Origin of the sequence: Rhizobium rhododendri, from assembly GCF_007000325.2 — a bacterium.
GTDB classification, from domain to species: domain Bacteria; phylum Pseudomonadota; class Alphaproteobacteria; order Rhizobiales; family Rhizobiaceae; genus Rhizobium; species Rhizobium rhododendri.
In genome coordinates this window covers 3,670,954-3,692,907 of record NZ_CP117267.1, presented here as the reverse complement: position 1 = coordinate 3,692,907, position 21,954 = coordinate 3,670,954, and the positions used below count along the sequence as shown (strand labels likewise).

Below are 21,954 nucleotides of genomic sequence, written 5' to 3'. Positions count from 1 at the left end.
CTCAATGCGTTACGCCATCCCGCCCCAGCACCTTCATGGCGGTCAGGAGAATGATCCATAGATCGAACGCGAAGGATCGACGCTTCAGATACTCGGCGTCGAGCCGTACTTTGTCGGGAATGGGCAGCTCGTCGCGGCCGTTGATCTGGGCCCAGCCGGTCAGGCCCGGCACCAGAGTGTGGACGCCACTGGCGGTACGAAGCTCGATCAGGTCCTGCTGGTTGAAGAGGGCTGGACGCGGACCGACAAGGCTCATCTCACCCTTGAGGATGCACCAGAGCTGCGGCAACTCGTCGAGGCTGGAGCGGCGCAGGAAGGAGCCGATCGGCGTCAGGTAACGTTTCGGGTCGGAAAGCAGATGGGTCGCAACGGCTGGCGTATCGACGCGCATGCTGCGAAATTTCGGCATCCGGAAAATGCGATTGTCCCGGCCTACCCGATCGGACCAGTACAGCACCGGCCCCTTCGAGGTTGCGCGCACACAGATTGCCACGACCAGGATCGGAATCGAAAACAGGATCGCTGCCGCAAGGGCTGCGAACAGGTCGAAACTGCGTTTGGAGACGGTGTACAACATCTGGAACTGCCGGAGAGAAATTTCGGCGTGAATCTCATATCCGGGGCGATTTCACAATCAGATTGTCGTTTGCACCCTGTTTTCCCGGTTTTGGATCGCATCCCGACGTCTATCGCCTGAGTGCTGATAGCGCTAATAGCAGACAGAAACGCGGGATGATCGAATGCTTGAAACTACCACAGGGGCCGGCGCATGATATTGGTGACCGGGGCAACCGGGTTCGTTGGCACAGCGCTCTGTGCGGACCTTACGGCGCGCGGGATTGCCTTTCGTCCGGCCAGTCGTCTGCCTACGTCAGGATTTCATCCGGTGGGCACGATCGACGCCCGCACGGACTGGACCGAAGCGCTGGCCGGCATCGATTGCGTGGTTCATCTAGCCGCTCGCGTGCATGTCATGGATGATACGGCGGCAGATCCGCTGGCTGCGTTTCGTGCCGCGAATGTCGACGCCACGCTCAATCTGGCACGCCAGGCCGCAGCAGCCGGCGCTCGACGCTTCATTTTCGTGAGTTCGATCAAGGTCAACGGCGAGGAGACGGCCCCAGGCCGGCCTTTCACCGCCGCAGACGTGCCGGAGCCCAGGGATCCCTACGGGCTTTCGAAATGGGAAGCAGAACAGGCGCTGTTTCACCTCGGCAGGCAGACGGGCATGGACATCGTCGTGATCCGTCCGCCACTCATCTACGGTCCGGGTGTCAAAGCCAATTTCGCGAGCCTGATGCGCCTTGCGCGGCGCGGGCTGCCCCTCCCCTTCGGTCTCATCTCCAACAAAAGGTCGCTGCTGTTCGTCGGCAACCTGACGGATTTCATCATCCTCTGCGTCGCTCACCCGAACGCTGCCAACCGCACATTTCTCGTCAGCGACGGCGAGGACCTTTCCATCGGGCAGTTGATCGCCGGCATTTCTGGCGCAATGGGTCGCAAGACCTGGCTTCTGCCCGTGCCAGCCCGTCTCATCGAAGCGGCTGCGGCAATGCTGGGCAAGGGTTCGGCGGCGAGACGGCTGCTGGGTTCGCTGCAAGTCGATATCGGCGAGACCCGCCGCATTACCGGCTGGACGCCACCGTTTTCAAGCGAACAGGGTGTGGCGCTGACGGTGCAGGCTTTCCCAGGCTAGAGGCTCCAGACGGCATGGCCCACAAGGCCTGGATTATCGAGTTGGAGCGCCGATTTCACATCGACCACGACGCCGCCAGGTTTCAGCAGGCCGAGCAGGGCTCCGGCATCGTCGGCGAGATACTGGCGGTGCGGAACGGCAAGCACGACGGCATCGAGCGGCGGGAATGCTTCAAGGGCGGTGAACCGAACGTCATACTCATGTTCCGCCTCGTCGGCATCGGCCATCGGGTCGTGGATCAGCGGCTTGAGGCCGAACTGGTGCAATTCGCGGATGATGTCTGGCACGCGGCTGTTGCGCAGATCGGGGACATTCTCCTTGAATGTCAGGCCGAAGATGCCGATCCGCGCACCGTTGATGGGCTTTTCCGCCGACACCAGCATCTTGATCAGCTTCTGGGCGATGAAGGCTCCCATTCCATCGTTGATCCGCCTGCCGGACAGGATGACTTCCGGATGGTAGCCAAGTTCCTCGGCCTTGGCCGTCAGATAATAGGGATCGACGCCGATGCAGTGGCCGCCGACCAGCCCTGGCGTGAAGGGCAGGAAATTCCACTTGGTCCGCGCGGCCTCGAGAACGTCGGCGGTTCGGATGTCCATCTTTTCGAATATGATAGACAGCTCGTTCATCAGCGCGATGTTCAGGTCGCGCTGGGTGTTCTCGATGACCTTGGCAGCCTCGGCAACACGGATGCTGGTCGCGCGGTGGATGCCGGCATCGACGACGCTGCTGTAGATCGCCGCGACCCGTTCGAGCGTTTCGGCCGTATCGCCTGACACCACTTTGACGATTCGCTCGAACGTGTGCTCGCGATCGCCGGGATTGATGCGCTCAGGCGAATAGCCGAGATGAAAGCCTTCGCCCTGTTTCAGGCCGGAGACTTCGGCCAGCACCGGGCCGCATATTTCTTCCGTGACACCAGGAAATACGGTCGATTCGTAGACGACGATTGCGCCCGGCTTCAGCACTTGGCCGACGGTGCGCGAGGCGGCGATAAGCGGTCGCAAGTCCGGCTGGCGGTTCTTGTCGATCGGCGTCGGCACCGCCACGATGAATACGGTGCGGTCGCCAAGGTCTTCCAGGCTGCTCGACAGGCGCAGCGACGTCTCGCGAAGGCGGTCGGGCGATACTTCTCGGGTGGAGTCCCGGCCATTTTTCAGGTCTTCGATCCGCGCGTGGTTGACATCGAAACCGATCACGTCGGCGTATTTGTCGGCCAGGGCCATGGCGACCGGCAGGCCAACATAGCCGAGCCCTATCACTGCAATTTTTTCGCTCACCAACTTATTCCTCAGGCATTTCGAGCAATTAACGCAAAGGGACCGGCAATGTCAGCTTAAATCATGATTGCCGATCAATGAGATCCGGTCTCTGCGGCATTTGCAGGGCCAAGCTGCTTCGCTCAGCAATGTGATTTCATTTTTCGCGAGTCTATGGGATGAAATTCCACGTTGGCGCGCGTCGCGGGAACAATCGCCGTTACATTATACGACCAGATTGGTAGAGTTGAGGCACAATCAGGGAGGTGTTCATGCAGACGCTACGGCTATCCAGACTTCTTGCCACCGCAGTGCTAATCGGCAGCTTTTCGCTCTCGGGACTAGCATCCGTGTTTGCAGCCGAACAGACGCTGCTCAACGTGTCTTACGACCCGACACGCGAACTCTACAAGGATTTCAACGCCGCCTTCGCTGCCAAGTGGAAGAAGGACACCGGCGAAACGGTCGAGCTGAAGGCCTCTCACGGCGGTTCGGGCGCCCAGGCTCGCTCCGTTATCGACGGGCTGAACGCCGATGTGGTGACGCTGGCGCTCGAAGGCGATATCGATGCGATCGCCAAGGCGACCAACAAGATACCGGCAGACTGGAACACCAAGTTTCCCAACAAGAGCGTGCCTTACACATCGACGATCGTCTTCCTCGTGCGCAAGGGCAACCCCAAGGCTATCAAGGACTGGCCCGATCTCATCAAGGACGGCGTCCAGGTCATCACTCCGAACCCCAAAACCTCAGGTGGCGCGCGCTGGAACATTCTTGCGGCGTATGCCTGGGCAAAAGAGGCCAATGGCGGCGATGATGCCAAGGCGGAGGAATACCTCTCTAAACTTCTGAAGCATGTGCCGGTTCTCGACAGCGGCGCCCGTGGCGCGACGACGACATTCGTGCAACGCGGCCTCGGCGACGTTTTGCTTGCCTGGGAGAACGAAGCCTACCTGTCGCTCGAGGAACTCGGGCCGGACAAGTTCGAGATCGTCACCCCTTCGGTATCGATCCGGGCCGATCCGCCGGTTGCCGTTGTCGACGGCAATGTCGACAAGAAGGGCACGCGGAAGCTTGCCGAGGCTTATCTGAACTATCTCTATTCAGACGATGGACAAAAGATTGCGGCTGCGCATTATTACCGTCCGATCAAGCCTGCAGCCGCCGACCCGAAAGACATTGCCCGCTTCCCCAACCTCAAGCTCGCCTCGATCGACGATTTTGGCGGATGGAAGGTGGCGCAACCTAAATTCTTCGCGGATGGTGGCATCTTCGACAAGATCTACAAGCCGGGACAGTAAGACTAGATGCAGGCACCAACCCGTAGGCGGTGGCAATTCAGGCAACCGAGCGTCATTCCAGGATTTGGAATGGCGCTCGGTTTTACCTTGATATGGCTTATCCTCATAGTTCTCATTCCGATTTCAGGCCTGCTGCTGAAGACGAGTTCGCTCGGCTGGGGAGCCTTCTGGTCGATCGCGTCAGACCCTCGGGTTCTCGCGGCGTTGCGAATGAGCTTTGGCGGCGCCCTGGTCGCTGCCGTCGTCAATGCAATTTTCGGCGTCATTCTGGCCTGGGTGCTGGTCCGCTACAATTTCCCCGGAAAGCGGATCATCGATGCCGTCGTTGACCTGCCCTTCGCGCTGCCGACGGCCGTCGCCGGTATCGCGCTGACCACACTCTATTCGCCGAATGGCTGGATCGGCCAGTTTCTTTCGCCGCTCGGCATCAAGGTCGCTTTTACGCCTGTGGGCGTTGTGATTGCACTGATTTTCGTCGGCTTGCCCTTCGTGGTGCGCACGGTACAGCCGATCATGGAAGAAATCGACCGCGAGGTCGAAGAGGCTGCAGCAACGCTCGGCGCTAACCGCTTCCAAACCATCACCCGGGTGCTATTGCCGGGGCTGGCTCCTGCCGTGCTCACCGGCTTCGCGCTTTCCTTTGCGCGTGCGGTCGGGGAGTATGGATCTGTGATCTTCATTGCCGGCAACCTGCCCTACGTGTCGGAAATTGCACCGTTGCTGATCGTCATCCGGCTCGAGGAATATAATTATGCCGCAGCGACCGGCATCGCCGCGATCATGCTGATCATCTCCTTCGTGATGCTGCTGGTGATCAACCTCATCCAGACCTGGAGCAGGCGGAGGTACGGCTATGGCGCATGATCCAACAGCGCCGCCTCATGAGGTGACGTCTGCCGTCACCGAGGGCCGGTTTGCCCGCCGGACGCTGATCGCAATCTCGCTCGTTTTCCTGGCGCTGATCCTGCTGCTACCGATGGCGGCCGTTTTCGTCGAAGCGTTTCGCAAGGGCGCTGGCGCATTTTTCGAGGCGCTGCAGGACGAAGAGACGTTTTCTGCCATCAAGCTGACGCTGATTGTCGCTGCCATCAGCGTGCCTCTCAATCTGGTGTTTGGCGTGGGTGCGGCCTGGGCGATTGCCAAGTTCGAATTCAAGGGCAAGGCGTTCCTGACGACGCTGATCGACCTGCCGTTCTCGGTATCCCCGGTCATCGCCGGATTGGTCTTCGTATTGCTGTTCGGCTCCAACAGCCTGCTCGGCCCATGGCTTGAGGCAAACAATATCAAGATCCTTTTCGCGGTGCCCGGCCTCGTGCTGGCGACGATGTTCGTTACCTTTCCGTTCGTTGCCCGCGAACTGATCCCGCTGATGCAGGAACAGGGCACGGCCGATGAAGAGGCCGCCCTTTCGCTCGGCGCCAGCGGTTTCCAGACCTTCTGGTACGTGACGCTGCCGAATATCAAATGGGGACTGCTCTACGGCGTGCTGCTCTGCAACGCCCGCGCCATGGGCGAATTCGGCGCAGTCTCGGTAGTGTCAGGTCATATCCGCGGCGAGACCAACACCATGCCGCTGCAGATCGAAATTCTCTACAACGACTACAATTTCTCCGGCGCTTTCGCCGTGGCAACGCTGCTTGCGCTGCTCGCCTTGGTGACGCTTATTCTCAAGACGTTGCTGGAAATGCGCTTCAGCGAGGAAATCGCTGCGAGCCGGCGTCACTAAGGAAGACTGATGGAAGTTCGCGTTCAAAACATCCGCAAGGATTTCGGCCGCTTTCCGGCCCTGCACGACGTCACGCTGGACATCCGCTCCGGCGAGCTGATTGCGCTGCTGGGGCCCTCCGGCTCCGGCAAGACGACCTTGTTGCGGCTGATCGCCGGGCTGGAGACGCCGACGGAAGGCGAGATCTATTTCGGCAATGAAGACGCCTCGATGAAGACCGTGCAGCAGCGCAATATCGGCTTTGTCTTCCAGCACTATGCGCTATTCCGCCACATGACGGTGCTCGACAATATCTCCTTCGGCCTCAAGGTGCGCCCCTCGGCGCGCCGCCCGGCGCGATCGGAGATCCGTCGGCGGGCGCTCGAACTGCTCGATCTGGTTCAGCTTTCCGGCCTCGAAAAACGCTATCCAGCACAGCTGTCCGGCGGCCAGCGGCAGCGCGTGGCGCTCGCCCGCGCCATGGCCGTCGAGCCCAACGTGCTTTTGCTCGACGAGCCTTTCGGGGCGCTCGATGCGCAGGTGCGCAAGGATCTGCGCAAATGGCTGCGGGAAATTCACGACCGGACGGGCCATACGACTGTCTTCGTGACCCATGATCAGGACGAGGCACTCGAGCTTGCGGACCGGGTCGTCGTCATGAGCCAGGGTGCCATCGAGCAGATCGGCACGCCCGACGATATCTACGACACTCCGAATTCGCCCTTCGTCTTCGGCTTCATCGGCCAGTCGAACTGCTTGAAGGTGCAGTTGACCGATGGCGAGATCTGGTTCGAGGATCGCCCGCTCGGACTGACGGCCGCAGGCGAGCCCGACGGTACGGCCAATCTCTACTTTCGGCCTCACGACGTCGAACTGCGCGATGGATGCGGCGGCTGCATAGCGGGGCTGCTTACCGCCAGCCGTCGCGTTGCAGGCACACGTCATATCGAAATCGATATCGGCGCCGGTCATCCCCGGGTCGAGATCGAATTACCACCCGAAAAAGTTGGCGAGCTCGACCGTAGCCGCATCGCCTTCAGGCCGACACGCTGGAAACTGTTTCGCGATAAGGTTTGACGCCGGCGATCAGACGCTTGCTGCGGCTATTGGCTCTGCCACCAACGTCGTCTTGATGGGCAGATGGTCGGAAGCCATGCGCGCCAGAGGGGTGTTATGGACCTCTATTGCCGAGATCAGGCCGCTCTTGTTGGCGATCATGCGATCGAGCGCAAGGATCGGCATATTGGCGGGGAAGCTTGGTACCGCAGCCGGCTGAGGACCGAACGCCGCGTGAAACGTGTGTAGCGATGAGCGGTTGCCCAGACGCCATTCGTTGAGATCGCCGAGCAGGATGGTCGGCGTTTCATCGTCCCTGGTCATGATATCGACGAGGACACGCGCCTGCTGCGCGCGTGAGCGACGCAAGAGGCCGAAATGGGCGGCTATGATGCGCAGGGCACTGCCGTTCGACAGCTCGATCTCCGCCACCAGCGCGCCACGTGGCTCGAGACCTGGCAGCTTGATCTGATGGACATCTCGGACCTTTCCCTGCTTGAACAGCACGACATTGCCATGCCAACCATGGGCCTTCGCGACCCCTTCGACCGGCACGGCGACCAACCCTGTCTCACGCTCGAGCCTGGACAGATCGAGCAGGCCGGTGCGTTCGCCAAACCGGCTGTCGGCCTCCTGCAAGGCCATGATGTCCGCATCGATTTCCTGGATGACCCGCAGAATGCGATCGGGATCGAAGCGTCGATCCGAGCCGACGCATTTATGAACATTGTAGGAGGCGATTACGGTGCCCGGCATACGTTCATGGTCGGTCGCATGGGCGTGCGTGCGATGGATCTTCCGGTTCCGGATGGAATGCAAAATGCTTCTGCGCAGGCTTTGGTGGTTTTTCGTATGCATTTCACTCGACCAGCTTGCAGGCGACCGCGATGTCGCTTCTCCCGACTATAGGGCCGGCCGACGCGACCGCCAGTCCCCAATGCCCGTTTGGCGCTAAAGAAAAGGTGATCCGAGCCAGAGGACCTTTTCCAGCAACCGCACCAGGAACGGTCTCTTGCGCAGCGCATGCTGCTCGACCTGCTCCGAAGTCGACAGGACTTCGCGGATATGGTCGCCGATCTTCTTTGCGAAACTCCGGTCGATGACCTCCATATCGACCTCGAAGTTCAGCCGCATCGAACGAGGATCCAGATTGGACGAGCCGACATAGGCCCAGACATCGTCGATCGACAGCAGCTTTGAATGATTGAAAGCGCCTTTCGCGCGCCAGATACGGCAGTAGTTCTTCAGCATCTGATCGAACTGCGCTGTCATGGCGCGGTCGACGAGCACCAGATTATTGGCCGCAGGCACGACGATATCGACCGTTACGCCGCGTCGCGCTGCCGTGATCAGGGCGCTGATCAATTCGCGATCCGGCAGAAAATAGGGGGACATGATCAGGATCGAGCTGCGGGCGACTGAAAACGCGCCAATCAGCATCTTGTGGTTAGTCTCGAGGCTCCGGTCTGGACCGGATGAGACGATGCGCATCAGGATCGGTGCATCCGGATCCCTCTGCTGCTCTGCCATTCGCCATTCATCGCCCTGGAGGATTTCCCCGGTGGCAAAACGCCAGTCTTCGGACGCGGTGTGGAACAGGTCTGCGACGGCCGGACCGGTGACGCGGAAATGCGCATCGTGGGCAGCCTGTTCGCCGGCAAACTCTGTCGTGAAGCCCTTCCGGATGTTCATGCCGCCGGTTAACGCTACGCGCCCGTCGACGATCAGGATCTTGCGGTGGGTTCTGAGGTTGGCATAGGGCAGCCGGAGGCCAATGATGACATTGCCGTTGAAGACGTCGACCGTAACCCCACCCTCCTTCAAGTGGCCCATGATGCTTGGCACCGAATAGCGGGCGCCGACGGCATCGATCAGCACGCGAACAGTGATTCCGCGCCGGACGGCAGCAATCAGCGCATCGGCGATCCTCAGCCCGATGGGATCGCGATCGAAGATGTAGGTTTCGAGGATGATGCTGCGCTCCGCGGCATTGATTTCCTCCAGCATCGCCGGGTAGGCGACATCGCCGCCCTCCAGCATCTTGATGGAATTGCCACTGGTCATGGGATGGCGGGTGACGCGATCTCCCAGCACCTTCATCGCGCCAAAACGCTGCCCATAGGCAATCCGCAGCGCCTCGCTGTCAGCTTCGAAGATCGCCAGTTCACTGCGCGTTTCCTGCCTGAAAAGCATGTCTCGCTGGGATGTCAGCGCCGCCCGCCGGATGCGGTTGATACCCGCGACCGCGTATAGAAGCGCACCGACGATGGGAGACAAGACGATGAGAGCGACCCATCCGATGGCGGCACGCACGTCTTCCTTCGTCATGGCGGCATGAATAGCCGCAGTTGCACCCATGGCAACCGACAGAAAGAGAAGGATATGGGGCCAGTAGGCAATGATAATGCTGAACATCGGGCGACTATAACGGTGCCGGAATTGTGCGCAATCGAAGGGTTGAGGGGAGCGGGGTGTAGAGGGGCGGTTTTGCACTGCAAAAAACGAGGGATTACGTTTTTGAATTGAACAAGCGCCATTGCCGGCTCATATTGATTTTGCGGCAATGTTGATGCGACCTGATGTTCGCGACGAGCGGGTTTCCCTGGTCCCAATATCGCCCCAGTTCTGGCAGCGCCATCGCGACGCTGCGACCCGATATCCAACAGACGTGTCAGCGGAGCTGGAACTTTGCATTTCCCAAGAAGTTAAACTTTCCAAGCTGCCAAGGAGAAAAGCGATGACGGAATCCCGAGACGAATGGATTATGAAACGCGCTTACGCACTCTGGGAAGAGGAAGGCTATCCAACAGGGAGAGACTCAATCCACTGGGAACAGGCGACCAAGGAAAGGGCCGTCATGGAAACGACGGCGCCACACGGCCTTGCCGTGAAGCCGAAAGCAAAGACCACCTCTTCCAAGGCGGCAAAAGCCAATGGGTCAACACCAGCGCCAGCCCTTTCGCCGAAGCGGTCGACCAAGAAGGATGTGACTGCGAAAGCGTAGCCCCACCTCCGTAAACTGCACGGTCATCCGTTAAGCACCAGTTTTTCAGCGGGTCCGAAGGTCTGCAGCGGCGACCCAAACGACCCAATGACATGGCGAGATTCGATGACTTATGAGTTATATTACTGGGACGGACTACAAGGCCGCGGTGAGTTTGTCCGCCTCGCCTTGGAAGAAGCTGGCGCTGACTACGTCGATGTGACCCGCGCCGACGGTCCCGGCCGGGGAACGGGTGCCATGCTGGAGATTATGAAGCGTGAAAAGCGCCCCCAGATTCCATTCTCACCGCCGTTCCTGAAGGATGGCGAGCTCTTCGTGTCGCATGTTGCCAATATCCTTCTTTATCTGGGGCCGAAGCTCGGCCTGGCGCCGGCGGGAGACGAGCAACGGTTTGTTGCCAACGGCTTGCAGCTGACGATCACGGACCTCGTGTCCGAGGTTCACGACACGCACCACCCAATCTCCACATCGCAATATTACGAAGACCAGAAAGACGCGGCAAAGCTGCGGGCGGAAGCTTTCATCCAGGAACGCATTCCGAAGTACCTCGGCTATTTCGAGCGTATCCTGAAGGCGAATACTTCCGGCCCCACATACAGCGTGGGGCCATCGCTGAGTTATGTGGACCTGTCTCTGTTCCAGGTCGTCGAAGGCCTGACTTATGCGTTTCCGCGCGCCATGAAAGGCTACGCCCCTCGATATCCTTTGCTGATCGCGCTTCGCGATGCTGTCGCCCAGAGACCCAACATCGCACGTTACCTGCAATCCGAGAGGCGCCTCCCGTTCAACGAGGACGGCATATTCCGACACTACCCCGAGCTGGATCAGGACATCGCGTAGTCGCGAAAGGGATGGAGACAGATTTTGGCAAAACAGCCCCGATACTGGAAAGGCTATTTGAAACTCTCCCTGGTGACCTGCCAGGTATCGCTGACGCCGGCGACGACGGACAATGCCAAGATCAGGTTCAATGTGATCAATCGGAAGAGTGGAAACCGGCTGGAAAGCCACTACATCGATTCCGGCACCGGCAAGCCTGTGCCAGACGATCAGCAGGTGAAGGGTTACGAGCGCGGCGACGACGATTACATCTTCCTCGAGGACGAGGAGATCGAGGCTGTCGCCCTCGAAAGCAATCGCGCCATCAGTATCGACACCTTCGTGCCAAAAAACTCGATCGACTGGATCTACTACGACGCTCCGCATTTTCTGGCGCCTGAGGACAAGGTGGGTCTGGAAGCCTTCTGCGTCATTCGGGAGGCCATGAAGGCCAGCGGGGTGGTCGGGATCGCGCGCCTTGTGCTGAACCGGCGCGAGCGTGCTGTGTTGCTGGAGCCGAGCGGCAACGGCATTGTCCTCTGGACGCTGCGTTATGGCGACGAGGTGCGTGAGCCGGACAAATCCTTTGCAGTGGCAGAAAAGCCGGAAGCAGAGGCACTTGTCCTGATGAAGACGCTGATCGAAAAGCGCAAGGTGGACTGGTCTCCCGAGTTGACGCTCGACCCTATCCAAGACAAACTCGCAGCATTGATCAAGGCGAAGAAAAAGGGACGCGGCAAGAAGCCGGCACCTGCTTGCAAAGAAGCTCCCGCGACATCTGGCAACGTCATCAACATCATGGATGCGCTGAAGAAGAGCATCGAAGCAAACCAGACACCCAAGGGGCGATAACTCGGCCAAAGAACTGATTAGCCGGCTTTCTTTGTCTGCGCTGGCGCTTTCTTTGTCTTTGCCCCGGGCTTGGGCTTCGCCATGCCCGCGCTCTCGCGCAAGGCCTGCATGAGATCGACGACCTTCTCTTCTTTTACTGGCGGCTTCTTCGGCAGAGGCTTGCCCTCCACCTTCGCCTTGACCAGTTCCACCAATGCCTCTTCGTATCGGTCGTCAAAGGCGGAGGCGTCGAAGGTGCCCTTCTTGGTATCGATGATGTGGCTTGCCAGCTCCAGCATTTCCCCTGTCACCTCGAGCTCGGGTATATCCTCGAAGGCATCGGCCTCGGAACGGACCTCGTAGTCGAAATTGAGCATCGTGGCGACGAGACCTTTTTCATAGGGACGAACCAGCAGCGTCCGGTACCGGCGGAATAGGACAGCGTGGGCGAGAGCGGCAACCTTTTCCCGATTCATCGCTTCGATCACCAGCGCCAGGACCTCGCGATCATCGTCACTGACCGGGATCAGGAAATAGGGTCTGTCGAAATACAGCCGGTCGATATCGTCCCAGCCGATAAAGCTTTCGATCGACAGGACCTTATCACTTTCGGGCACTATCGAGGCGAGCTCGTCGCCTTCCATGACGAGGTACTCACCATCGTCCAGCAGGTAGCCTTTGATCTGATCGTCCCGCTCCACGGGCTTGCCTGTCTCGCTGTCGACGAACTGGCGCTCGACGCGATTGCCGGTCTTGCGATTGATGATGTGGAATGAAAGACGTTCGGAGGACGATACCGCAGTGTAGAGCCCTACCGAGCAGCTTAGTGCGCCGATGGTCAACTGCCCCTTCCAGCTTGCTCGTGCTGTCATGATCAGTGTCCGCGACGACGGTTGTCTAAGGCGACGATCTTTTCGACAGCAGCCAGCTCGTCACTGCTGGCAGCGGGCACGGCATCGCCAGCGACCGCCTCCAGAACCGCGCTCGACAAGGTGCCGTTATGGATGAGCCATTCCAGCGCCTCGCGGGTTTCACGTTCCGCCTTTAGCTGCGCGTAAAGCGCGACTATCAAACGATCGCGGGGATCCGGCTGCCTGGAGGCCTTGCTGTCTTGGACGTCTTTCATCACTACCTCCACAACGCATTGTTCAGGTTGCAACTGCTGCAGGGGCAAATGGTTCCTGGAGCCAAGACCTACTATGCCGATGGACTGCTCTCTTCACTGCGCCTGATCAGAAAATCGAGCAATCGGTTTTCGTCAGCCCGAAGACCACGCAGGGGTTCGACGAGGGGCGCGAAGACCTCTTCGTCGAGAGAATGCTGCTTGTCTGCAAGAGCAATTATCGACGGATGTATGTAGCTCGAACGTGAAATTGCCGGCGTGTTGTGGAGCACCTCGGCAGACGCCTCGGACATTTCCTTGACCGTCGGCCGCATGCCTTTTTCCAGCGCATTGCGGGCGGAGGTGAAGGCGGCGAGCGAGCCACCCCAGGTTCGAAATGTCTTTGCCGAGACGGAAAGGCCGGAGATTTCTCCGAGGTAAAGATTGAGGCGGCCCGAATCGATTGGTCTCAGCAACCCGTGTTCGTCTTTCCAAGCAAACAACTGGCGACCGGGCAGATCGGCGATCTCTTCCAGCATCCTTTGCAGACGCGGATGTTTCAGGCTCCGCTGCACCCTCTTGCCACCCTTGGCGATGAACCGAAGCTCGATACGCCCGCCGTTGAGTTTAAGGTGGCGTTTCAGAAGAGTGGTCGCGCCATAGGTGCCGTTTTCGCGCGCATAGCTCTGATTGCCCACGCGCAGATGGGCCTCGTCGAGCAACGTGGCCAACGCAGCAAGGACACCGTGGATGTCATCCATGCCACCATCGAGGTGACGCAGGACGGCGCGGCGCATTTTCGGTAATGCCTGACCGAATTCGATGAGCTGGTGGAATTTCTCCACGCTCCGGTGCGACTGCCACTCCTTGTGGTAGCGGTACTGCTTGCGTCCGCGCGCATCCATGCCGGTTGCCTGCAGGTGGCCGTTTTCCTGCAGGCAGATCCAGACATTGTCATAGGCGGGCGGAAGACCGAGCGACGCGATCCGCTTGCGATGGACCGCGTCGTTGAGCACGCTGCCGTCCGGCAGCCTGTAGGAAAAGCCTGTGCCTCTTCGATGGCGGCGTATACCAGGTTCGCTGTCGTTCACATACACAAGACCAAGATCTGTGATCGATATTTCGCTCATCGAAGCTGCCTGCTATTTCCTGTCGGGTTGAGCCTGACGACCAAAGTGGAACCAACGCTTGCGCTCGGCAGTCTTCGGCTGATCCGGCTCATCGGCTTTCGGTGCGAATACCGCGACACTCGCGGCGTAGACGACAACCGTGTTTTCAACCTCATGGGTTTTGAAGGTTTCTTCCGTGCCAGTATCCACGACGCGGCACCATTTTTCACCCTCCCCCAATTCAGGAAGATGGAATTCACAGTCGCCGCCCGCATTGAACACCATGAACAGGTCGTCGAGGACTTCGCTATCGGTAGCATGGACACTCTTACCGATGTAGACACCCAGGACGCGCAATTCGCCATCATCCCAGGCGCCGTCGTCCATCTGGTTGCCGTCGGGCTTGAACCAGGCGATCTCAGCGCGACCGTCTTCCGAGGTGTCACCGGTCAGAAAGCGCTCCTGGCGAAGGACGGGATGAGCCTTCCTGAAGGCGACGGCCTTTTGGCAGAATTCGAGGAAGGGATCTTTCAGACCGTTCCAGTCCGTCCAGCCGATCTCGTTGTCCTGGCAATAGGCGTTGTTGTTGCCACCCTGGCTGTTGCCGACTTCATCGCCACCGACAATCATCGGCACGCCCTGGCTCAGCATCAGCGTCATGATCATGTTGCGACGGCGACGGGCGCGGGCAGCGTTGATCTCGGGATCGTCTGTCGCGCCCTCAACGCCCATGTTGTCCGAGTGATTGTCGGAATGGCCGTCATTGTTGTTTTCGCCGTTGGCCTCATTGTGCTTCTCGTTGAACGACACGGTGTCCATCAATGTGAAGCCGTCATGGGCGCTAAGCAGGTTGATAGACGTGGTAGCGCCACGGTCGGAGTGGTTGAACTGCCTTGCCGAGCCGGCGAGACGCGTCGCAAGCTTTGAAATCTGACCGCCCTCGCCTGTCCAGTAGGTCCGGACGGTGTCGCGGAACTTGTCGTTCCATTCGCGGAAGGGATAGGGGAAGCCGCCAACCTGATAACCGCCCTCGCCGATGTCCCACGGCTCGGCAATCAGCTTGACGCCGGCGAGGACCGGATCCTGGCGAATTGCGTCGAAGAAGCCGCCCTGGCGGTCGAACTCCATTTCCTCGCGGCCGAGCGTGCTCGCCAGATCGAAGCGGAAACCGTCAATGTGCATGACGCCGACCCAGTAGCGAAGGCTGTCGAGCACCATGCGCAGCACCATCGGATGCGACACGTTCAGGGTGTTGCCGGTGCCCGTGGTATCAAAGGTGTGGCGCTGATCGTCCGGCGACAGGCGATAATAGCTCTGGTTGTCCAGCCCCCTGAAGCTCATCGTAGGTCCGCGTTCGGAACCCTCTGCAGTGTGATTGTAGACGACGTCCATGATCACTTCGATGCCGGCGGCGTGGAACTTGCGCACCATCGTCTTGATTTCGGTGATCTTGTTGCTCGACATGAAGCGGTTCATCGGCGCGAAGAAGCCAAGGGTCTGGTAGCCCCAGTAGTTGCGGAGGTTCTTTTCCTCGAGGTAGCGGTCATCGACGAAGGACTGGATCGGCAAGAGCTCGATGGCAGAAATGCCGAGCTTTGTCAGGTGCTCGATAATCGGATCGCTGCACATGCCGAGAAAGGTGCCGCGCAAGGCGTCAGGAACATCCGGGTGGGTCATCGTCATGCCGCGGACATGGGCTTCGTAGATAACGGTTTCCGTCCAGGGGCGCCGGATTGCCTTGTCTCCATCCCAGTCGAAATCAGAATCCTGAACAACGCCCTTTACCATGAACGGACCGCTGTCACGCTCGTCGAACGAGAGATCGCCATCCTCGGCGCCAATCGTATATCCGTAGAGCGCGTCATCCCACTTTATGTCACCAATGATCTGCTTGGCGTATGGGTCGAGAAGCAGCTTGTTGGGGTTGAAGCGGTGGCCATTGGCTGGATCGTAGGGGCCGTGAGCGCGGTAGCCGTAGACCGTGCCTGGGCCGAGGCCGGCGATATAACCCGACCAGATATCGCCTTCCCGCTTTGGCAGCGCCATGCGGGCTGTTTCCGTCTTGCCGTCATCCGTGTAGAGGCAAAGTTCAATCTTCTCGGCATTGGCCGAAAACACCGCAAAATGCGTTCCGGCGCCGGTGTATTCGGCGCCGAGTTCCGGCTTCATGAAGTCTAGTTCCGAGAATGAAAAACTCATAAGGATAGGTCCGTTCTTGGGTTGGTTGTCAGATCAGGCAAACGCGCCCATCGCTTTGTCGAGCACAGGCGCTGCGGCATTATGCGATGAAATATCGACAAGGAGATGATGCACCGTTTGCAAAATTTCTGGATCGGCAGGCATTACGATGCCGACAATTTAAACGTTAAGAAGATGCTTAGGTTCCCGCGAAAACGCACAAAGCCGACCTTACGCGCGCGCGCCGAAGGTCGGGGCCGGGTTTTCGGTGATTTGGTTTTCGCCTGATGGAAACTTTTATGGAAATTGCTGGCTTCGCACGGAGGAAAAAGTGTGGTTACGTTGTCGGCAATGGGGAATTGGTATAAAAACGAGCATGAAAAGCGATCTGCTTGAACTCAAATTCTGGGGCGTCCGGGGAAGTATCCCGGTTTCCGGCCCGGAATTCGAGCGTTACGGCGGCAACACGTCCTGCATCGAAATCAAATTTGGCGACAGGCACCTGCTGTTCGACGCTGGCACAGGCGTGCGCGAAGCGTCGGCTGCGCTGCGACAGGGCGGAGTCACGGACATCGACCTGTTTTTCACCCATTCCCACTACGACCACATCATAGGCCTGCCCTTCTTCGAGCCCATCTACAATCCAAACGTCACCGTCAACCTGTGGTCGGGACATCTCGCCGGCAAGACGACCACGAGAGGCATGATCGACCAGTTCATGCGGCCGCCATGGTTTCCAGTCGAGCCTGATATCTGCCGGGCGACACTCGGCTTTCGCGATTTCAAACCCGGCGACGTGATCGAGCCCCATGCGGGGATCGTCATCCACACCGCGCTGCTCAATCATCCAGGCGGGGCCGTCGGCTACCGCATCGAATGGGCCGGCCGGATCATCGCCCTTGTCTATGACACCGAGCACCGCGACGACCAGATCAACGAAGCGGCTCTGGCCCTGATGCAGGGGGCCGATCTGGTGGTCTACGACACGACCTATACAGAACCGGAAATGACGAAATATCGCGGGTTCGGCCATTCGACCTGGGAAGAAGGCGTCAAGCTCGCGAAGATGGCCGGTGTCGAGCGCATGGCCCTCTTTCACCATGCTCCATCGCGCACGGACGACGAACTGGACGCCATGCAGGCAAAGGCTCGCGAACGTCTTCCTGGCGCATTCGCCGCGTTCGATGGCCAGACGGTGACTGTTTAATCCAATAGCTCGCCCAGCGGATGCCAGCGCGCGGCGTCGCTGGTAGCCGTCACTTCGAACAGCTTTTCCATGAAATCCCAACAGGCTTCGTCGTGCACGAGATGATGGGTCAGAATTCCGATCGGCTCATCGCTGCCGTCCATGCGACGTGCGAGTTCGGCGACCAGCAGATCCACGAGGTCCGCGTGAGGGCGGCAACGGCCTGCTGACCAATCCATGATGTCGACATGGGTATTGATCAATTCGATAGGGCTGGCGATGTCTGCCTTGCCATAGACGGATGCGGCGCGAAAGCCGAGAGGCTTCAGTTCGGGCAGCAGTGTCTTGTCGATGCGGTTCCATGGCGGGACGAGCACTGGATCGAGCCGGGCGGCATAGAGCGCTCGGAGTTTGGCCAGACCGTCACCGAGTTCTCCAAGCACGACGTCGGCCGGGCGATCCAAACCGAGTTCGCACTTCTTGCCACCGCTGCCGGCATGGTTTTCGTGGCTCCAGCCGTGAACGGTCACGGCGGCGTGGGTCTCGCCCTCCAACCTGTCTGCCAGCGGCTGGCCGGTGAAGGCGGGAATGACGGCAAGGCTTAGCGGCACCGAGGCATGCCTTGTCATGTCCAGCAGCCTCTCGAGCGCCGGCGTCGGTTGGATAGCATCGTCATCGCGCAGCCATAGCCGAGCGCTGCGGTTTGCATCGGACATCCTCTCGAGTACGTTGCCCAATTTTTCCCAGTGCGGCTCATCGCGCATATCGTTCTCCCAGATGCTGGTGCAAGAGCGCGTCCAGCCGGCTCGATGCGGCCTCCAGCGACCGTTCGGCAAAAATGAACTGACGCGCGGCGGCCCCCATCTCCCGGCTGCGCTGGGGATCGTCGAGAAGCTCGGCAATCGCTGCCGCAAATGCCTGCACATCCCCATCCGGCGTCAGAATGCCAGTTTTGCCGTTCACGACGACTTCCGGAACACCGGCCGTTGCCTGGGCAACGACGGGAAGACCTGCTGCCTGGGCCTCGAGATAGGCGAGACCATAGGCCTCGCCGCAGCCCGGCCAGACATAGATACCGCCGCGTGAAAGCTCGACGGCGAGTTCGTCAACATTTTTCTGGCCGAGCCAATCGATGCGCTGGTCACCGAACGTTGCGAACATTGCCTGGACGTCCGGACGTTTGGGGCCATCGCCAATGATCGTCAGCGTCCAGTCCTTCTCGCGGATCAAATCGAGCGCGCGCGCCAGCATCGCGTAGCTGTCGAGCTTGTCGCCATCGCGCATCATCGCGACAGTTATCAGCCGGTGGGGCGCCTCTGTCGCGGGCGACGCAAACTGCGCCGGGTCGATGAACGGGGGAAGGTGAGCATACACACCCTCGGGAATGGCTTTCATCAGGCCGCACCGATCGCGCTCGGTGAAGCAAAAATTGACGGCAGCCTGGCGCACGGCATCAGCAACAAGACGCTGGTTTTCGCGCCAGCCCTGCTCATCCCGGCGCCCGGAATAGGAGGCTTCGGCGGTGACATAGGGGATACCGAACACACGTGCCACAGCCGGACCGATCTGGTCCGGCGTCTTGTAATAAGGATGGTAGGTGAACCAGAGCTGTGGCCTGGTTGATGTCGGCATTGCCACAAGGCGCGCGATCTCCTCGCCGGCCTTTGTCGTCATTTGCGCGCGCAAATCCGGATCCGGCGTTGCCGTGAAACTGCGTAGTTCGGACACAACCTCGACGCTGTGGCCTGCCATTTCGAGCGCTGCGATCAGCTGCCTCGCCATCAGGCGGTCGCCAGAGGGGACGGCATGGTGGGGCGATTTTAGCGGCGCATAGAAGGCAATTTTCATGGCATCGCCAGTTTGTTGACGTTTCCCCTGTCGCGTTGCCGTCGAACGGCGTGGAAAACCCATAAAGCCTTCGTGAACGACAGGATGATGCGACCTTGTATTGCGGGGTGATCCTCGACAGCTTCCCGGTTATTCGCTAGATAAACCATAGACAAATGTGGCATGTCGATATTCATGGCCGGTTTTGGTTAGCCTATCAGAGCGCATTTGTGAACAGCCATCCAGAGGCGGATTGAAACCATAGCGGCGCGACATACCCTGCTTTCCGACCGATCCATCCGGAGAGCCAGACTGGGCTCGGGTCTGGTCGTGTTCCTGTTCGTGCTGATGCATATCAGCAATCACGCGCTCGGGCTGATCTCCGTTCATGTAGCGGAAAAAGGTCGCCTTATCTTCCTGCTGATATGGCGCAATCCCATCGGCACCGGCCTTTTCTACGGTGCGGTCGTCATCCATGTCCTTCTGGTGTTCCGGGCGCTGTATCTTCGCAGGACGCTCCGGATGCCGGTCGGCGAGGCCTTCCAGATTATCACCGGGTTGCTGGTGCCGCTGCTGCTGATCGACCACGTCGTCGCCACGCGGGTCGTCTACAGCCTCTACGGCTTTGCCGACACCTACCATTCCACCGTCCGGTCCCTATGGGTCAACTCGCCCTACGTTGGCATGCGACAGGCGATCGCACTGGTCGTGGTCTGGGTGCATGGATGCATCGGGCTGCATTTCTGGCTGCGATATCGCCCATGGTACAGCCGCCTCGCACCTGCCCTGCTGGCGTTCGCAATCCTCCTGCCGGTGCTGGGTTTGCTCGGTTTTGCGGCGATGGGCCGCAATATCGCCTACCAGATCGCCCATGAAGTCCCCAACGGCTATCCCGGCGGCTATTACGGGGCCCGGGAGGCTGCAAGCGTCGCAGGCTCCGCACCCCGCGGCGTGTCGGAGGCGCTTGCCCCGTACCGGTTGGCGCTCTACGGAATCCTCGCTGTCTCGATCATTGGACTGTTCCTGCTGCGGGCCAGACGTCGATGGAGCGAGCGGGCGCACCAGATTACCATTCGCTATCCCGGCGGCGAGACCATCGAGGTGCCGCGTGGCTTTACAGTGCTCGAAGCCAGCCGCCTCGGGGGCATTCCGCATTATTCGATCTGTGGTGGCAAGGGGCAATGTTCGACCTGCCGCGTCCAGGTGCTCGAGGGTGGCAAGAACCTGCCGCCGCCTGATTCCCTCGAGCAGAAAACCCTGACCAGGATTGGTGCGGCACCTGAAGTCAGGCTCGCCTGCCAGCTGCGCCCGCCCCATAACGTCACCGTCGTGCCGATGCTCGTGCCTCTCGCCGAGACGGCCATTCCCGCCTTCAGCCAGGCGGCAAGCCCGGGTCGGGAGCGCGAGATCGTCGTTTTGTTCTGCGACATCCGCCATTTCACAACGCTTACCGAATCGCGTCTGCCGTTCGATATCGTGTTTCTGCTCAACCGCTATTTTTCCATCGTCGGGCGCGTCATCGAGGAGCAAGGCGGCCGTATCGACAAATTCATCGGTGATGGCGTGATGGCGCTGTTCGGCCTTGGCACTACGCCGGAGATTGCCTGCCGGCAGGCGCTGAAGGCTGCAGCTGCGATTGTCGTCGAGCTCGACAAGCTGGCGGCGGAACTGGCGGATGAACTCTCAGCGCCCCTTCAGATCGCCATCGGCATCCACACCGGGCGGGCCGTTGTCGGATCGATGGGCTATGGCAACGTGAAATCTCTGACGGCAATCGGCGATACGGTCAACGTCGCGAGCAGGCTCGAGAGCGCTGCCAAGGAGTTCGAGACCGCGCTTGTATTCTCGGAGCCGGTCGCGCTGCTCTCCGGTGTCGACACTGCAGGCATCGAGAGCCGTGAGATCGCCGTGCGCGGTCGTGCGCAGCCGCTGCAGGTCTATATCGTGCCGAAGAGCGAGTGCCGCCGCTTTGCATGAGCGGGCGGCCGGTGTAGGGAAGGCGATGATGAGCCCTCTCCTTTGGATACGCAAAAACTACAAGCGACGCCTGCGCAAGCTGCGCGACCGTCTGGCGACGCGCCTGTTCGACATGCCGTTCGGCCGCAAACTGCTGATCGGCGGGATAGGGTCGCGGGTTTTGACGCTGACGGTCGACTGCGGCGATCACATCATGAGCGTTTCGCCATCGGACTATATCGGCCGCAAGGTGTTCCGGAAGGGGCATTTCGAGCGCGACCATGTAGACCGCCTGCTGGCTGTATTGCGTGAGCGCGGATTGCAGCGCCGCGGTGACGTGTTGCTCGAACTCGGCGGAAATATCGGCACGCAGACCATCTACTTTGCCCTGAGCCAGGCCTATCGCCGGATCGTCACGGTCGAGCCGGATCCGCGCAATGTCAGGTTGCTCAGCTGCAATATCCAGCAGAACCAGCTCGAAGACCGCGTCACGCTGGTCAATTGCGCTGCAGGCGACCGCACTGGCAACCTCGAATTCTTCCAGCATCACAGCAACCATGGCAAAAGCAGCGCCATCAGCAAGGCCGGCGGATCCTTGAAGATCTCCGTTCCGGTCAGGCCGGTGGCGCAGATCCTCGAAGAGGCCGGCGTGGCGGTCAGTCAGATCGGGCTGATCTGGATGGACATCGAAGGCTACGAGCCGGTGGCCTGTCGCTCGATGCACGCCCTGATGGCTCGGCGCGTGCCGCTTTACATGGAGTTCACGCCGGCATTCTACGGGCCGGAGCAGGCTGCCGACTTCAAGCGGCAGCTGGCAGGCTTCTACCAGACCTGCATCATGTTCAGCGAAGATCGTCAGATCGACATGCAGGTCGACGAGTTGCCGGTTACCGGCGAACAGTTCGATGTGCTCTTTTACGGCTGA

Annotated in this window: 21 protein-coding genes; 11 read left to right on the top strand and 10 right to left on the bottom strand. The window is 59.8% G+C overall.

Annotated features, from left to right (window positions below):
• Position 1 precedes the first annotated feature (1 nt).
• Positions 2-577, bottom strand: coding sequence for a sugar transferase (locus PR018_RS17780; RefSeq protein ID WP_142823821.1), 576 nt, complete (start codon positions 575-577; stop codon positions 2-4).
• Positions 578-769: 192 nt separating this feature from the next.
• On the opposite strand from PR018_RS17780, the gene PR018_RS17775 reads away from it, so the two are divergent.
• On the top strand, positions 770-1,696 hold the full coding sequence (locus PR018_RS17775) for a UDP-glucose 4-epimerase family protein (RefSeq protein WP_142823820.1): 927 nt from the start codon (positions 770-772) through the stop codon (positions 1,694-1,696).
• Here the strand turns inward: PR018_RS17775 and PR018_RS17770 are convergent.
• On the bottom strand, positions 1,693-2,979 hold the full coding sequence (locus tag PR018_RS17770; protein WP_142829107.1) for a nucleotide sugar dehydrogenase: 1,287 nt from the start codon (positions 2,977-2,979) through the stop codon (positions 1,693-1,695). The genes PR018_RS17775 and PR018_RS17770 overlap by 4 nt on opposite strands.
• 248 nt (positions 2,980-3,227) lie before the next feature.
• Here PR018_RS17770 and PR018_RS17765 point away from each other — a divergent pair, with 248 nt between their 5' ends.
• The 4 genes from PR018_RS17765 to PR018_RS17750 are packed head-to-tail and all read left to right on the top strand — an operon-like array spanning position 3,228 to position 7,038.
• On the top strand, positions 3,228-4,256 hold the full coding sequence (locus PR018_RS17765) for a sulfate ABC transporter substrate-binding protein (RefSeq protein ID WP_142823818.1): 1,029 nt from the start codon (positions 3,228-3,230) through the stop codon (positions 4,254-4,256).
• Positions 4,257-4,262: 6 nt separating this feature from the next.
• On the top strand, positions 4,263-5,120 hold the full coding sequence (gene cysT, locus PR018_RS17760) for a sulfate ABC transporter permease subunit CysT (RefSeq protein WP_111216351.1): 858 nt from the start codon (positions 4,263-4,265) through the stop codon (positions 5,118-5,120).
• Positions 5,110-5,982 (top strand): sulfate ABC transporter permease subunit CysW, encoded by an 873-nt coding sequence (gene cysW, locus PR018_RS17755; RefSeq protein WP_142823817.1) that lies wholly within the window; start codon positions 5,110-5,112, stop codon positions 5,980-5,982. Before cysT ends, cysW begins: the two co-directional genes overlap by 11 nt.
• A 9-nt stretch (positions 5,983-5,991) precedes the next feature.
• A complete protein-coding gene (locus tag PR018_RS17750) occupies positions 5,992-7,038 on the top strand; it encodes a sulfate/molybdate ABC transporter ATP-binding protein (RefSeq protein WP_142823816.1) in 1,047 nt (348 codons plus the stop codon).
• Between the two features lie 9 nt (positions 7,039-7,047).
• Here PR018_RS17750 and PR018_RS17745 read toward each other — a convergent pair whose 3' ends face one another.
• Both PR018_RS17745 and PR018_RS17740 read right to left on the bottom strand, forming a co-directional pair.
• The gene (locus PR018_RS17745) at positions 7,048-7,875 is read right to left on the bottom strand and encodes an endonuclease/exonuclease/phosphatase family protein (RefSeq protein WP_142823815.1); all 828 of its coding nucleotides are present in this window, start codon (positions 7,873-7,875) and stop codon (positions 7,048-7,050) included.
• A 93-nt stretch (positions 7,876-7,968) separates the two neighbouring features.
• Positions 7,969-9,432 (bottom strand): phospholipase D-like domain-containing protein, encoded by a 1,464-nt coding sequence (locus PR018_RS17740; RefSeq protein WP_142823814.1) that lies wholly within the window; start codon positions 9,430-9,432, stop codon positions 7,969-7,971.
• Between the two features lie 322 nt (positions 9,433-9,754).
• Between PR018_RS17740 and PR018_RS17735 the strand changes: the two genes are divergently transcribed.
• The 3 genes from PR018_RS17735 to ku (PR018_RS17725) all read left to right on the top strand — a co-directional run bounded on the left by PR018_RS17735 (position 9,755) and on the right by ku (PR018_RS17725) (position 11,692).
• The gene (locus PR018_RS17735) at positions 9,755-10,021 is read left to right on the top strand and encodes a DUF2934 domain-containing protein (protein ID WP_142823813.1); all 267 of its coding nucleotides are present in this window, start codon (positions 9,755-9,757) and stop codon (positions 10,019-10,021) included.
• A gap of 105 nt (positions 10,022-10,126) precedes the next feature.
• Positions 10,127-10,861: a glutathione S-transferase gene (locus tag PR018_RS17730; protein ID WP_142823812.1), complete on the top strand. Its 735-nt coding sequence runs from the start codon at positions 10,127-10,129 to the stop codon at positions 10,859-10,861.
• Between the two features lie 24 nt (positions 10,862-10,885).
• Positions 10,886-11,692: a non-homologous end joining protein Ku gene (gene ku, locus PR018_RS17725; protein ID WP_142823811.1), complete on the top strand. Its 807-nt coding sequence runs from the start codon at positions 10,886-10,888 to the stop codon at positions 11,690-11,692.
• A 17-nt stretch (positions 11,693-11,709) separates the two neighbouring features.
• Here the strand turns inward: ku (PR018_RS17725) and ku (PR018_RS17720) are convergent, their stop codons facing one another.
• The 4 genes from ku (PR018_RS17720) to glgX all read right to left on the bottom strand — a co-directional run bounded on the left by ku (PR018_RS17720) (position 11,710) and on the right by glgX (position 16,081).
• Entirely contained in the window at positions 11,710-12,543 is an 834-nt protein-coding gene (gene ku / locus PR018_RS17720; RefSeq protein WP_142823810.1) for a non-homologous end joining protein Ku, read from the bottom strand.
• 2 nt (positions 12,544-12,545) lie between these two features.
• Complete coding sequence (locus PR018_RS17715; protein ID WP_142823809.1) at positions 12,546-12,797, bottom strand: hypothetical protein; 252 nt, start codon at positions 12,795-12,797, stop codon at positions 12,546-12,548.
• Between the two features lie 71 nt (positions 12,798-12,868).
• Positions 12,869-13,903 carry a DNA topoisomerase IB gene (locus PR018_RS17710; RefSeq protein WP_142823808.1) on the bottom strand — a complete coding sequence of 345 codons (1,035 nt, stop codon included), beginning with the start codon at positions 13,901-13,903 and terminating at the stop codon, positions 12,869-12,871.
• A 12-nt stretch (positions 13,904-13,915) separates the two neighbouring features.
• A complete protein-coding gene (gene glgX / locus PR018_RS17705) occupies positions 13,916-16,081 on the bottom strand; it encodes a glycogen debranching protein GlgX (protein WP_142823807.1) in 2,166 nt (721 codons plus the stop codon).
• Positions 16,082-16,436: 355 nt separating this feature from the next.
• Between glgX and PR018_RS17700 the strand changes: the two genes are divergently transcribed.
• A complete protein-coding gene (locus PR018_RS17700; RefSeq protein ID WP_142823806.1) occupies positions 16,437-17,267 on the top strand; it encodes an MBL fold metallo-hydrolase in 831 nt (276 codons plus the stop codon).
• Here the strand turns inward: PR018_RS17700 and PR018_RS17695 are convergent.
• On the bottom strand, positions 17,264-18,010 hold the full coding sequence (locus tag PR018_RS17695; protein ID WP_142823805.1) for a polysaccharide deacetylase family protein: 747 nt from the start codon (positions 18,008-18,010) through the stop codon (positions 17,264-17,266). The two genes, PR018_RS17700 and PR018_RS17695, sit on opposite strands and share 4 nt — an antisense overlap.
• Positions 18,000-19,094 carry a glycosyltransferase family 4 protein gene (locus PR018_RS17690; protein ID WP_142823804.1) on the bottom strand — a complete coding sequence of 365 codons (1,095 nt, stop codon included), beginning with the start codon at positions 19,092-19,094 and terminating at the stop codon, positions 18,000-18,002. Before PR018_RS17690 ends, PR018_RS17695 begins: the two co-directional genes overlap by 11 nt.
• 309 nt (positions 19,095-19,403) lie before the next feature.
• Here PR018_RS17690 and PR018_RS17685 point away from each other — a divergent pair, with 309 nt between their 5' ends.
• Both PR018_RS17685 and PR018_RS17680 read left to right on the top strand, forming a co-directional pair.
• Positions 19,404-21,050, top strand: a complete 1,647-nt coding sequence (locus tag PR018_RS17685) for an adenylate/guanylate cyclase domain-containing protein (protein WP_425064150.1) — start codon at positions 19,404-19,406, stop codon at positions 21,048-21,050.
• A gap of 28 nt (positions 21,051-21,078) precedes the next feature.
• Positions 21,079-21,954 (top strand): FkbM family methyltransferase, encoded by an 876-nt coding sequence (locus PR018_RS17680; protein WP_142823802.1) that lies wholly within the window; start codon positions 21,079-21,081, stop codon positions 21,952-21,954.

What these genes read in the sequence shown, in the direction of transcription:
- glgX (WP_142823807.1), bottom strand. Translation starts at nt 16,081, where the DNA reads ATGAGTTTTTCATTCTCGGAACTAGACTTCATGAAGCCGGAACTCGGC.
- PR018_RS17735 (WP_142823813.1), top strand. Translation starts at nt 9,755, where the DNA reads ATGACGGAATCCCGAGACGAATGGATTATGAAACGCGCTTACGCACTC.
- cysW (WP_142823817.1), top strand. Translation starts at nt 5,110, where the DNA reads ATGGCGCATGATCCAACAGCGCCGCCTCATGAGGTGACGTCTGCCGTC.
- PR018_RS17710 (WP_142823808.1), bottom strand. Translation starts at nt 13,903, where the DNA reads ATGAGCGAAATATCGATCACAGATCTTGGTCTTGTGTATGTGAACGAC.
- PR018_RS17715 (WP_142823809.1), bottom strand. Translation starts at nt 12,797, where the DNA reads ATGAAAGACGTCCAAGACAGCAAGGCCTCCAGGCAGCCGGATCCCCGC.
- PR018_RS17750 (WP_142823816.1), top strand. Translation starts at nt 5,992, where the DNA reads ATGGAAGTTCGCGTTCAAAACATCCGCAAGGATTTCGGCCGCTTTCCG.
- PR018_RS17730 (WP_142823812.1), top strand. Translation starts at nt 10,127, where the DNA reads ATGACTTATGAGTTATATTACTGGGACGGACTACAAGGCCGCGGTGAG.
- PR018_RS17700 (WP_142823806.1), top strand. Translation starts at nt 16,437, where the DNA reads ATGAAAAGCGATCTGCTTGAACTCAAATTCTGGGGCGTCCGGGGAAGT.
- PR018_RS17695 (WP_142823805.1), bottom strand. Translation starts at nt 18,010, where the DNA reads ATGCGCGATGAGCCGCACTGGGAAAAATTGGGCAACGTACTCGAGAGG.
- PR018_RS17775 (WP_142823820.1), top strand. Translation starts at nt 770, where the DNA reads ATGATATTGGTGACCGGGGCAACCGGGTTCGTTGGCACAGCGCTCTGT.
- cysT (WP_111216351.1), top strand. Translation starts at nt 4,263, where the DNA reads ATGCAGGCACCAACCCGTAGGCGGTGGCAATTCAGGCAACCGAGCGTC.
- ku (WP_142823810.1), bottom strand. Translation starts at nt 12,543, where the DNA reads ATGACAGCACGAGCAAGCTGGAAGGGGCAGTTGACCATCGGCGCACTA.
- PR018_RS17765 (WP_142823818.1), top strand. Translation starts at nt 3,228, where the DNA reads ATGCAGACGCTACGGCTATCCAGACTTCTTGCCACCGCAGTGCTAATC.
- PR018_RS17690 (WP_142823804.1), bottom strand. Translation starts at nt 19,094, where the DNA reads ATGAAAATTGCCTTCTATGCGCCGCTAAAATCGCCCCACCATGCCGTC.
- PR018_RS17780 (WP_142823821.1), bottom strand. Translation starts at nt 577, where the DNA reads ATGTTGTACACCGTCTCCAAACGCAGTTTCGACCTGTTCGCAGCCCTT.
- PR018_RS17740 (WP_142823814.1), bottom strand. Translation starts at nt 9,432, where the DNA reads ATGTTCAGCATTATCATTGCCTACTGGCCCCATATCCTTCTCTTTCTG.
- PR018_RS17680 (WP_142823802.1), top strand. Translation starts at nt 21,079, where the DNA reads ATGAGCCCTCTCCTTTGGATACGCAAAAACTACAAGCGACGCCTGCGC.
- PR018_RS17745 (WP_142823815.1), bottom strand. Translation starts at nt 7,875, where the DNA reads ATGCATACGAAAAACCACCAAAGCCTGCGCAGAAGCATTTTGCATTCC.